The 12802-nt window shown below is 42.3% G+C and carries 7 protein-coding genes; all 7 read right to left on the bottom strand.

The annotated features are described in order from the left end of the window. Nucleotides 1–127 precede the first annotated feature (127 nt). The 7 genes from FHS16_RS22970 to FHS16_RS22940 all read right to left on the bottom strand — a co-directional run bounded on the left by FHS16_RS22970 (nucleotide 128) and on the right by FHS16_RS22940 (nucleotide 12798). Complete coding sequence (locus FHS16_RS22970) at nucleotides 128–406, bottom strand: alpha/beta-type small acid-soluble spore protein (RefSeq protein ID WP_183568351.1); 279 nt, start codon at nucleotides 404–406, stop codon at nucleotides 128–130. Nucleotides 407–517: 111 nt separating this feature from the next. After that, nucleotides 518–1006: a hypothetical protein gene (locus FHS16_RS22965; protein WP_183568348.1), complete on the bottom strand. Its 489-nt coding sequence runs from the start codon at nucleotides 1004–1006 to the stop codon at nucleotides 518–520. Nucleotides 1007–1085: 79 nt separating this feature from the next. Then, nucleotides 1086–3167 (bottom strand): hypothetical protein, encoded by a 2082-nt coding sequence (locus FHS16_RS22960; protein WP_183568345.1) that lies wholly within the window; start codon nucleotides 3165–3167, stop codon nucleotides 1086–1088. Nucleotides 3168–3398: 231 nt separating this feature from the next. Beyond that, on the bottom strand, nucleotides 3399–5930 hold the full coding sequence (locus FHS16_RS22955) for an S-layer homology domain-containing protein (protein ID WP_183568341.1): 2532 nt from the start codon (nucleotides 5928–5930) through the stop codon (nucleotides 3399–3401). A gap of 487 nt (nucleotides 5931–6417) precedes the next feature. Next, complete coding sequence (locus FHS16_RS22950) at nucleotides 6418–10530, bottom strand: S-layer homology domain-containing protein (protein ID WP_183568338.1); 4113 nt, start codon at nucleotides 10528–10530, stop codon at nucleotides 6418–6420. A 260-nt stretch (nucleotides 10531–10790) separates the two neighbouring features. Next, nucleotides 10791–11933 carry a glycosyltransferase family 4 protein gene (locus FHS16_RS22945; RefSeq protein WP_183568335.1) on the bottom strand — a complete coding sequence of 381 codons (1143 nt, stop codon included), beginning with the start codon at nucleotides 11931–11933 and terminating at the stop codon, nucleotides 10791–10793. A 103-nt stretch (nucleotides 11934–12036) separates the two neighbouring features. Continuing rightward, the gene (locus FHS16_RS22940; RefSeq protein ID WP_512699004.1) at nucleotides 12037–12798 is read right to left on the bottom strand and encodes a WecB/TagA/CpsF family glycosyltransferase; all 762 of its coding nucleotides are present in this window, start codon (nucleotides 12796–12798) and stop codon (nucleotides 12037–12039) included. Nucleotides 12799–12802: the final 4 nt, after the last annotated feature.

Raw genomic sequence — 12802 nt, 5'->3', positions numbered from 1 at the left:
TAAGTGCGGACATTCTACACAAAAAATGAACCTTTTCCCGAAGGAAAAGGTTGTTTGACAACTCTTCTAAAACAGTATGATACCGAAAATGTCGCTTTGTGTCAATGGACGCCACGTTTTTAACCAGTTATTGGTATCCATTTAATACAGATTCAGCTTGAGCGATCAACCGTTTTGTAATCTCGCCTCCGACAGAGCCTGCTTGACGAGTAGATAGAGCAGACCAATGCACGCTATGTCCGCCGCCAGCGCCCGCTTGCTCTCCCAACTCTCCAGCAAATTCCGAATCAGCTCCGGTACCTGCAAAGGCTCCCGAAGTTAATCCAAACTCTGCGGCAATTTCATATTTTAATTGGTTTAATGCAGCTTTGCTTGTTGGAACGACTACTTTATTCGAACGACTCATGAATAACACCTCCATATGGATACGAACACAATCCTATTCTGCGCCCATCTCCATGTTTTGAAGCGTATAATCTATTGTCAGCTCGGGTAAAATGTAGCTTAATCATCCATATTATTGCAAAGTATAGCTGCCTTTAACTAATACGGTCAGTCCATTTTTCTGATTTGGGTCCGGCAATATGCCCCGTCCCGCGCGAGGGAATAACAGCAAGTGGTTGGTTGGAACCGCTTTGCCCTTTGTTAGATCCGTTCCGCCAGTCAAATCTGCTATTCCGCTTGCATCAGAGCTATACGCTATCGCTTTTCCAACGCGCACAATGACCTCTGTGCCTTGGCCAGCCATTAATGTTTTCCCCACGGGCACCGTTACAACTTCTAGCTGGGAATCGACAGCAGGCGTTGTTCCGCCCCCAGATGAGCCTCCGTTATTATTGCTAAGCAATGCGTCTACATAGCTCTTTGTAACAACTGGATCCTCCGCTGAGCCCGGAGTGAGCGCATTGGATTCTGCTTCAAGAGGCGAAGCAAAATTCACGCCGACCCACACTCCAGCTCCTATCAATACAGCCGCAACAATTCCACGTGCTACATTTTTTTTCACTAGTAACTCTCCTCTCTATCATGCGTCTCCTATTAGGATACTAGATTGAAGTAGGAGAAACCAGTTTTCTTATGAATAATTATTCAGCAATCCAGTTTGTTACCATAGACCATTGTGTGGGAACACTTGCTAGTAATTTTTTATTCCCGTTGAAGGTTTCATAAACGTTTAATGTATAGTTATCCCACACAGCTAGATCTTTAATTTCTTCTTTAATCTCACTATAATTTTCACCGATTTTCCACTTAATACTACCCTCAACATTACCCTCGAAAGAGATTGTTTTAGAGAGCAGAATTTGGTTCAAATCTTTTCGTTCCAATTCCAATGTAAGCTGCGATTGTGAATAGCTTGCATAATCATTATTTTTCTTAACTTTACCACCTATATCAGCATCCAAAATATGTCCATCCATAAATGCATTATAATAATTCATTTCAATTGTGTAAGGCCCTACCTCAAGCTGTTTGAAACTTGATGTTGCTTCTTTCTCGTTAGGAAGCGACAGTTGAACCGCACGTAAGTATCCTGTTGGTTCACCTGTCCCTTGAATCAATCCATTTTCATTGTAAGCCTCCCCTAAAACAAGCTTAATACCGGTTTTATCAATACCTTCAGGAAGTTCTGTCCACACCATCATTTGTTCTTTCTTAGTTGGATTAATAAGTACATTAGGTTTTTGAACTTTTGCATCAAAAATGCTCCCATCTGCTGTTTGGAAATAGCCTGACCATACTGGTAGCGCACTACTTCTATTTTGTTTATTTGTAACATCTACAAATACGACGAATGTATCATTTTTCGTGCCTGTATAAGTTCTTACATCTGTTACCTCTGCAGCAAAAGGTACTCCATTGCTTTGTTGTAAATACGTAGCACCTTCTGCTATAACAGAAATAGGTGTAACATTGGACTTCGTTACTTCAGCAACCTCAATTGTTGTATCATTTTCTTTTTCACTTAATTTCAAGTTAAATTTTTTCCATTGATACGCATAAGGAATCGAGCCCACATAGCTAACTACTGATGAACCACCGGGAGCAATACCGAGATCACCATTATTTTTAATCAGTTTAGTTGCAAGCTTTATATTTTCATCAATCGAGAATAAGCCCGTTAAATCTGGTAACGGCAAGTTTACTGATTCCTTATTTCGAATAACCAACTCAGCTACAACCTGATCTTGATTGTTTAGTGGTAAACGTTGAACATTTTTTAATTCAACCTCATAGGTTCCATCATCATTCGTAAATGAAGCTTTAGCAGTTGTTGTTGTTGTCGTTAATTTAAATGGAGCTTCAAGGATTACAATGGGTAACTCTGTTTTCGTAGTTTCAGCTGCACCTATGCCTTGTGTAACTACAAGTTTCCATCCACTTGTTGCTACGCTCGTCGGTATGTTGCCTGTTAAACGAACAGAATTCAACACGGTAGGTTCCAATGTAAGGGTTTCATCCGTTTTATTTCGTAATGCTAACTTATATAGTCCTGATGGTGTTTGCACATAATAGCTATACTGCGGGAGTGCAACGCCAAACTTCCCATTGTTGCGCGCTACAAGAGATACATTAAAAACGTAATTTTTATCTTTTTTGGTTGCATTAATTTGGTCAATTCTAACATTTACGTTTGAATTTCCAATCAAAATAGACTTGTATCCACCAGCTTTGACATGATTAGAAAATCCTTTTGGGAAAGAATATTGTGCTATCGACCTTTCATATCCTGATACGGCAAAGTCGAATTTTATTATATTTACTACTAACTGATCCAACGTCATTTTCGAGCTTACCTCGCTGTAAAAGGTTAACGTTGTAGTCGCCTTAGGCAAAACCTTCTTTTTCTTATCTGCGTCCAGCAAGGTTAACGTATATTTGCTTCCTCCTTTCGATTTTAAACGCGCCCAATAATCGACAAGGTTAATAGGTGTACTGTCACCGTTATAAAATGTAAAAGTAAAGCTTGCAGTTGAACCACTGGCGCTCGGCACTAGATTAGCATCTGTTAATTGAACATAAGATGCCTTCGATAGAGATACCTTTTTAAAAACGTTTGCTGTTGTTGTTGCTGCATGCGATTCAGGCATCGCCGTTACAAATACGATTAGGGCAATTAATACAAAAACGAGCTTATGAACTCTACTAAAGCTTCTTGGATTCATCTGATTCACTCCGTATCTTTTTGATATACATAATTAGACGTAAGAAACGTGCTTTAAGTTTCTTGTTTACATTAATTTGTTTCACATCAACTCCTTAAACCATAAATATTTAAACAGTCCTATTTAAAAATATAACTGCTCCATATGAACAGAGTATGAACAAAAGAAAGGCCGTCACATACGTGACGGCCTTTCTTTGTAAAGTTGATAATGAAGTTAAATTGGTAAATACTATTTCAACAATTTAACAACGACTACAGCCGCTTCAGTGTAAGTTCCGCCAACTACGTTGTCAGAAGCTACTACATAAAGGTTGAAGTCAGTACCGATTACTCCACCAACAACAGCAGAGATAGCACCGAAAGTATCGATGATCACTTTACCGTCTTTATCTACTGAGTAAACAGTAGTTCCAGGGGAAACAATGTAATCTTTAGCTGTTCCACCAACAGTAGCTTTGAATGTGCTGTTTGAAGAAGAAACATCTGTCAGAGCAGTTACATTCGGTGTTGCGTTGCTAGCACCGTTGTATTTACCACCAACAAGGTCAGTCAAAGTTACGATTTGGTGTTTAGCAGTTGCAGTAATATCATCGTAAGCAGTTTGCGTTACAGCAAGTGGAGTTTCAGTACCTTTTACATTCAATGTTACGAAGTAAGAAGTAGTTGAACCCGATGCAACAGAATATTTCGATACATAAGTACCACGTACAGTTGTTTCAGTGTTAGCAGCATCAGAATCAGATACCAATACTACCAAATCAGCATTTACGTTGTTACTGTTAAGAACAACAGCGATTACGTCATTTTTAGTAACTTTAGCAGCAGTTGCAACGGACACAACATTGTCACCACGATTCGAAGCATCCAAGTAAACTGTGTTGCTGTTTACATAGTATGTCGAGTTTGTAGTAGTAGCAATTGTAGTTGCAGTTACATCTTTAACAATTACGCCAGTAGCTGCAGAAGTAGAAGTTACTGCCGCTTTAGTAACTTTACCGTCAGAGTTGTAAGTCAACTTAACGATCGAGTTATCAACGATATTACCAGTAATATCTGTAGGTTTCAAATAAACTACAACATTTTTGTTTTCTTTAACTGAGAATACTTCAAGTTTAGTGAAACCAGGTTTCACTTCGCCATTCTCAATTACAGAAACGTTTGGAACAGCAGTTTCAATAGCAACTGCATAGTTGCTCGATGTATTAGCAGAAGCTGCTTTTGAACCAGCAATTTTACCATCTTTGTTCAAGAGCAAAGTGTACTCCGAGTTCAAAGTTAGAGCAGTAGCAGAACTTGTAGCGAACAAGTCTTCGTATACTTTACCAGAAACAGTGTAGTAGTATTTGCCGCCTTCAACTTTAACTTGCTCAACTTTACCTGTTACAGTTTCGCGAGTAGCTTCAAGGATAACAGCAGATGTTCCGCTCAATACGAAACGAATTACGTCATTTTCTTTCAGGTCTGCTGCAGATGCAACAACTCCGTTAAGTTTAACGCTAGTTGAATCTTTAATGCTTACAGAAGCATTAGTTGCATAGTTAACGCGAGCATCACGGAAAGAAGTTTTTGCTTCGTAACCAGTTACCAATTTGTCTTCAGTGTAAGTTACAACTGATACGAATTGAACTTGACCATCATCGTTCAAGAACAATGTAGCTTTTTTAGCAGCAGCAAGGTTTGTTCCAATTACTTGATTTACGAAGTTATCTTGGAAACCAAGGTACTTGCCAGTGCCTACTGTTGTGTAGGATTTGCTGTTTTTGTCAACAATGTAAGTGTTGTAACCTACAGTGTCTGCAGTTGCATCATTTTCAATTGCAACAATTTTGTCAGATGCTTGAGCATCAGTTACTGCAAGAACTTGTTTTTTGTCTTTTGTTTTAACAACTGTAACTGTGTGACCAACTAGATCAGCAAGAGCTTTTCCGCCAGTTACAACAAATTTGTCAGAAGTTTTAACAAGAGCGCCGTCAAGAGAAATTTCTTTGTCGCTAGTAAGTGTTGCAGCGGATACTACGGCTTTCGATGTTTCACCGATTTTAGTAACCAGTTTGTCACCATAAGTAACAACATCACCGTTAGTGCCTGTGTATGTTACTGTTTTAGCGTTAATTGTGTTAGAAGTCAATCTAGCAACAATACCGCGGTTAGCTGTTGTTCCAGGCGTAATGTCTAGGCCTTCGAACAAGCTGCCATCTTTAGTATCTTGTGCTGCAAGAAGGTAGTTGTACGGCCATGCGCCGGACAATTGGCTTTCTTTGTAGCCCAATGAACGAACTAGGATAGCTACAACCTCTTCAAATTTAACGCTATCGCTTGGACGGAATTTACCGTTGTAACCAACGATGTAACCTTTAGCAGCAGCTGCGTTGATGTAGCCAGTGTACCATTGGCTAGCTTTAACGTCAGTGAATGCTGGTTTAACGCTTGCCATCAAGTTTGCAGCACCTTCGTTACCAGAAGCGATAACGATGATTTTTGCAAGCTCTGCACGAGTGATTTGGTTCTCAGGTTTGAAAGTACCATCCTCGTAACCTTGGATAATGCCTAGTGCTGTTAGTTCTTCTACTGATGATTGTACTGGTTTACCTACAACATCAGAAGGTGTTGCTGCAAACGCTGGAACGGAAATTGGAAGCACTAGCGCTGTAGCTAGTACAAATGCTGCTATTTTTTTCTTCATAACCTTTATTTCTCCTCCTCTAAATACGTGCGGTTGTTGAGAGTTTTGTTTAAATAGTGAATTGCTCTTTTCCCTCATAGCCGATTCACCCCCTTTCCAGAGTTGAGCATAGATTTGATATAAATGATGTCTACGTTCATGATAAACCCATTTGTAAAATCATGTCGTAGAAACTTGTAAAAAAAAGTTATAAATTGCTAGAGTCGCGCCACCACTATAATATTATACAATGGGTGGGCCGTACCGTAAAGAGGAAGTTGTGAATTCATTCCAATTCCTTTCCAGCAGCAATAGGTCCATCGCATCAAACCAAGCAATTGTTACAACGTCATGTATTTAAACGCACGCTGTAGCGAAAAGTTGCGATGTTGCGGAAAATAATTTAAAAATTTATTTTTGCGGGGTTTGTGACTCATTAGACATAATGCCCGTGCCTACTGAGTACTTGGTTAGTATAGCTTGTTTTCATAGAAATCGTCGATGTCAAACATTTTCCATGGATAATGTTTCACGTTGCCCATAAACAAAAGCAGAACGGCATGTTGCCGCTCTGCTTTTGTTTATGTTACTGACTATAGATTTTAGGCAATTTCTTCAAATCAGCCATTACTCTTGCAATGATGATTGCAGCATCGCTGCGGAGCAGCTTAGCTTTAGGGTTGAATACAGAACCACCCTTCGGATTACTCGGATCAATGAGCGATCCTTGGATAAAAGCCTTTTTCTGAATAGCGATAACAGCTGGAATCGAATAATAATCAAAGCTGCCCGAATCCTTATAGGTTTTGTCTAGAGCAGCCTTGGCTTTCTTCGCATCTGTCTCTAGTTTAAGATTCAACGCTCTAGCCAGTACAACCGAAGCATCCTGACGGGATAAATCAATATCTTCATCGAAGAAACCTGGTCTTGTTCCGCGAACAAAACCAGCACGCGCTGCTGTCTCAATATAACGATAGTCATAGATGGCGTTCGCGTTGCTTGCATTGGTGATTGTCTCTGGATAGTAAGAGAAGTGCAAATCTCCGCCATAATTAAGCGGTGTATCCAAAGCACGAATGATCATACGAGTGAATTCACCTCGCGTTACATAGCGGTCTGCGCCGAACACGCCAATTGGATCGACTGCATTCATTACGCCTTTTGAATAAATAGCTTCCATTGCTTCTCGTGCATAAGGATGATCGTTAATGTCATTGAAGCCGCGTGTAAGCTTCACAGCGACATAATAACCGAATTTCGTGAAAGGAACGGTGATCGTATGTTTTTTATCGTCTACAACGCCACCGATATTTTCCCATGTGCTGTTGTATGGATCAAATCGGAATACGGTAATCGTTGTGCCCGCACTTTGCGATACGTTCGAATCATAAGTCAAAGTCAGTTTGCCTGGCGCAGTCGGCGCCAGCTCAAGTCCGAACTTATTCCAGCGTTTTGCGAAGCTGTCCGTTGCTTTGCCGACCACGTTAGGGAATGGGAATGGATCCGCTCCCGTCGTAACTGGGTCAAACGTAGGCGAGCTTGGGTCTGGATTATCGGCTTGTCCGCCATCTATCCAGAAGAGCGGGCTTGCTTTGATAAACTGTCTAGCTTGATCCTGGAAACGATAGCCGATATGAAGATTACCTTCGGCTATGCTGTTTGCTGAATAGTTCGGCGGTTGGCTTTCAAATTCATGGCGATCAACGATTCCATCATTAGGGTTAGCAATCGCGAATAGAATATCATTATCGCTATATACTTGTCCCGAATAATTCGTTGAAGAATTGTAAGATGGACGAACTAGCTTACTGTTCTTAGCAAATGCAAGAACTAGGTTACCGTCAAAAACTTTGTGCGAGCTTTGCATTTTTTCTAAGTATTGCGCACCTGGGATATTGGCCGGCTGATAAACAATATTAAAGAAATCGGTAATTTTATCTTGCCCGCGGGTAATCGTGAACGTAATCTTATTCGCTTTGTTCGGTTTTAATTCCTTAACCGTAATGCTAAAAGCATCAATATACTGCGGTGTACTTTGACTATAATCAATGAATTTGACTTTTTTAGCCACTTCTTTACCGATTAGCAGCGTTTCTGCTCCTGGTGAAGCAATAATGACCTCGGTATAGTTCTGATTTGTCGTACGCTCCTCCACTAATGGTGCAAGGATCGAATACGGAATCGATGTCGCATCAATTTCCATACGGTAGGTTGCACGAGGTCCTGCCTCACCGCTATTAAAGACTGTCATTACATATACTTGTGAACTTCCATCTTCAGGCATCTTTTGATTGATGATTTTGAAATAGAAGTATTGGCCGTCTACATCATAGAAGAAATCAATTTTAGCGTCAGGCGTGGATACGTTTTTATCGATATTATTCGAATCCAAACCAGAGTTATATGGTTGTGTCGCATATGCAGGCAAGGGAACGCCTTTTTTAGTCGGAGTAAATTCCCTCGTTAGATCCCACTTGATATCCGTGCTCCAGTTCGGTGAAGAAATCCTAACGATGTACTGCCCTTGCGTTGTGTTTAGATTGGTATGACCTGCAGCAAAAGTTGTCTCGCCACCCAAATCGATGAAGTCAAATGTTCCGTATACATTCAAGCGAGCTTCTTTGGTTGTATAGATGCTTCCTTGCTTAGGGAAATTCGCATCATTTGGCAATGGCGTTGATAGATTTGCACTGTATGGATACACGCCATCTGTGTTCGGGGCCGGAATAACTGGCAGATTGGTTGGCACCACGTTAAATTTAAATGTATTCTCATAGGTATTCTTCGTTGTGCGGAATACGAATTTCACTGTATTCTCGCCAGCTTTGTTCAAAATATTAAATATAGACTCCGTAGTCCCCGTAGGTTTAAACTTCGTTTGACTCACATTCGCTTCAAGTGGAATCTCTACATTATTAATATACAAGAAGACCGATTGTTGTGCTGTTGTCGTCGCTTTGTATATGACGTCCGATTGGTTGGCCACGTTAAACAATTGACCATTGAAAAGACCAAGCTTGTTCAATAATACAAGCGGAGCATCCCGAACCGAATCGTATTCGACTTTCATTCCTTCAACCAATGTATCGAACTTTACATAAGGTCCATACAGTAGTTTCGCAATTACTGTTTTCACTTCAGTAGAACCGGTTTTCAGTTTAAAGGATAAAGAATTCGTTCCAAAGGTTGGCAATTTATTAACTTCAATAAACGCTCTTAGAAAAGGCACGGATTGATTATTAATCGTACGGTATACAATTTCGGTGTGGCTATTTTGTGTGAAGCCTGCTGTAAGATCCGAAGCTGGCTTGTTATTTAGCAATAAAAGATCGGTATATGGCCCGCTGCCGTAATTCCCGATTAATACTTCAACGCCCATAGGCATTGCGTAAACATTCACACCGTCTGCAGGAATATCCGTGCTTTGAAGACCTTGGAGCTGACTTGCTGACGTCATGGATGGGTCATAGCCCGATAAGTAGTTGATATCGTAGATATAAGCTAAAGAACTGTTGCGAATAACAAATGTTTTCCATTCTGACCCCTGAAGAGCTGCTCCATTCGGAGCTAATAAACGCAATTGATTGGTTTGATCATAAGTTAGTGCCGGTAAATTATATTTGTAGGCTACTGTAATAAATTTTGTTGTACTATCGATGGCAGTAGGTGTAAACGTAATGGAAGAAGCAATCGGGCTGATAGTCGTAGAAGTGCCGGAAGTGCCAGAGCCCTGTTTCAATTCCATACTTAAAAGAGGTCGGAGATTCGCTGCTGTAACCGGAATCGTTGCACTTGGGTTCGTTCCAGTTAAATCATAAAGCGGCAGCGGCAATATAACATTGCCTGTTACTTGAATCGAATCAGCCGTAACTGCATTTGTGGAGAAATTCAAATTCGGCTCCAACGCAACTGACTGCGATGTTGTTGCCATTTTCAGATCATAAAAAGTGACCTCACCATTATAAAAAGCAACCTCGCGTGTCGTCTCCACGATTTGCCCGTTATTATGCACCTTCAGGATGATCTTGTTCAGACCCTTTTGGATACTAAGCAAAGAAGTGCTGAACCGGCTATCGCTCGATGTTGTCGAGACATTGAAATCATAACTTCTGTCATTAATGACAACCGTTATTTTCTGAGCGTTCGGCGCTTTACCAGAAATAACAATTTCACCGGTTTGTTGAACAAGCGGTGCTGTTGAATACAACATCGTTGGCTGGTCTTCTGGCATTACATAATCTTTGTTCTCGAAGGTAGCTTTAAGGTCATAAAGCATAGGGCTGTTGCGGTATTCAATATAGATGGATTCACTGACAGTAGACGCGCCGGCAATCCCTTTAAACGTAATTTTGTTCAAGCCTGGGAAAAGTGTGAGATTGGAGATCACGATGCTATTATCTCCCGTTGAAGTAGATATACCCGTTGTAATTTCCTCGGTTTTATTTACTTCTGTTTCTTTCGCGCCATTCCAAGTAATTTGCTTCACATTGTAGCTGATTGAGTTGCCTACTACGCCGTTAATCGTCCCCTCAATCTTTACAGACTGGCTCGATACAATACGTGCGCTACCCGGTGCTGCATTCTCATTGGAGAATAGAAAATAAGAACCTGCGGCATTCGCCACCTGCGACGAGCCGAACGGCGGCAACAATGTAATCAACAACGCCAACGTTAGTGCTAATGAAAGTAATCTTTTCAAAACAATGTTCCTCCTTTATGTATATAACGAGCATGGTATTAGAATGATAGTTGGACTGACGACTTAGCGGCTTACTTGTGAATAAACCTTCCTCCCTTTTCCTCTTTAGCCAGTTATCGGATGCTTTGCAGTTAGACGCGCTGACCGCAGAAAAGTTCTGTATTGTTGTTATCGGCTTCCAAGTCCTATTTTTTTAGTGAAATGAGCATTTAGACGCAAAAAAAGAGCTCCGTTTCCCATTAGGGATTCGGAGCTCTTTCTTATTTGGAACGGGATTCGGCATCAAGCTTCAGCCTGAGCCTCATTCGGCTTAAGAAATTGATAAGCGGCCTGCGCGTCTTGTCTACGATTCCGGTTACCTCCGCACCGATCTGCAGGAAAAACATCAGCATGCAGATGACGGCGAACGTAATCCAGTTGGCGGCACTCGATTGCACGACAGCCGATTGGACAATAGCAAGCGCGCCAAAGATGGCCGCTATTCCCCAAATAATCAAAACCGTACGGCGATGGCTGAAGCCTAAATCGCGAAGCCTATGATGCAAGTGACCTTTATCCGGTGCGAATATCGGCTTCTTGTTCACCCAGCGGCGAACGATCGCGAAGAACGTATCAAAAAGCGGTACTCCGATAATAAGCAGCGGCGTTACGAACGAAACGATCGTTACTTGCTTGAAGCCAAGCATCGACAGCGTCGCAAGGCTGAAGCCGAGAAATAGCGAGCCCGAATCTCCCATGAAGATTTTGGCCGGATGGAAGTTGAACACGAGAAACCCGACAATTCCTCCAAGAAGAAGCGTGCTAAGCAGAATAACAGGCTGGAAACCCATCAGCGAAGCCATGACAACGATGGTCGCTATCGCAATGCCGGATACGCCTGCGGCAAGCCCGTCCAAGCCGTCAATCAAATTGATGGCGTTCGTTACGCCGACGATCCATAGAATCGTAAGCGGAATGCTGATCCAACCGGCAATCGGCTGCATCGTTTCGCCGAACGGGATGTTCAGCAGGTCGATCTTCACATCGAAGACGAAGACGACCACGCAGGCTGCGGCGATTTGGCCGAGCAGCTTCACCTTCGCTGACAGCTCGAAGCGGTCATCGAACGCTCCTAGAATAATAATCATCGTACCGCCCACAAGCAAGGCGTTAATCATATTTGAATCTTGCGGTCTTAGAAGGCCATCCGGTATAAATGGCGATAAGAGAAAAAATGCGCCTACAAATGCAATATAAATAGCTAGACCGCCAAGACGCGGCATAATGCGCGTATGTACTTTGCGGTGGTTTGGTTTGTCTATCGCGCCAACTTTGAATGCAAACTTTTTAACAAGCGGCGTCATCGCAATGGCAAGAACAAGAGCGATTATGAACCCAATTGAATACAGCAAGCCTACCGGCATGTGTGCAACTCCCCTTTTCTTTCTACCGAAGTGAATTATACTCCGATTGAAAAAGAAACTCCAACCCCGTTTTCAACCAATTTAGCCGATTTTAACGAGAATATCATGGTGTAATCCGAGGTTTTGTTACGTTTTCTTTGTCGCGGAGCACTTTCACTACGAATTTCGGCAAAACAAGCATTCTTTTGTAGCGTTTCGGCTCTTGCGCCAAGCGGTAAAACCACTCCAAACGAAGCTTCTGAAAAATCATCGGAGCCCGCTTTAGCTTGCCTGAAACGACGTCAAAGCTGCCGCCGACGCCCATAATTAGCGGCACGCCGAGCTTTTGCTTGAATTTCACGATCCATGGCTCTTGCGTATCCGCGCCTCGCGCCACGAATAATAAATCAGGCGCTGCCTCGCGAATCTCCGCTACCACTTCCTCGTCCTGCTCTGGACCAAAAAAACCGTTCCGATAACCAACAATTTTCACCTGAGGGTATTGCAGCTGGAGCTTCTCGGCCGCGGCTTCAATAACCTCTTGCGAAGTACCCAGCAAATAGGCTTTCCATCTACGCTTCTCGCCTTGCTCAAGCAGACGGTGCATCAGGTCAAATCCTGTGACCCGCTCGGCAACTGGAGTTCCAACGTATTTGGCGGCCCATACAACTCCGGCTCCGTCGGGCACGATAAGATCGGCCCGGCGGATCATAGCGCTGTAGGCTGCACTCTCAACTGCTGACATAATCATGATCGGGTTAGCGGTAATCACATGCGTGATCTGTCTTCCCTCAATCGCTTCTGTTAAATATTGAACCGTTTCGTCCATGCTCGCCTTGGAGAATGGTATGCCGTATATCGGCACTGTGGGTAATTGTTTCGACAAGAGG

The organism is Paenibacillus endophyticus, from assembly GCF_014192395.1.
GTDB classification, from domain to species: Bacteria; Bacillota; Bacilli; order Paenibacillales; family Paenibacillaceae; genus Pristimantibacillus; species Pristimantibacillus endophyticus.
Note: the sequence above shows the minus strand (reverse complement) of the source record. Positions and strands in the feature narration are given on the sequence as shown.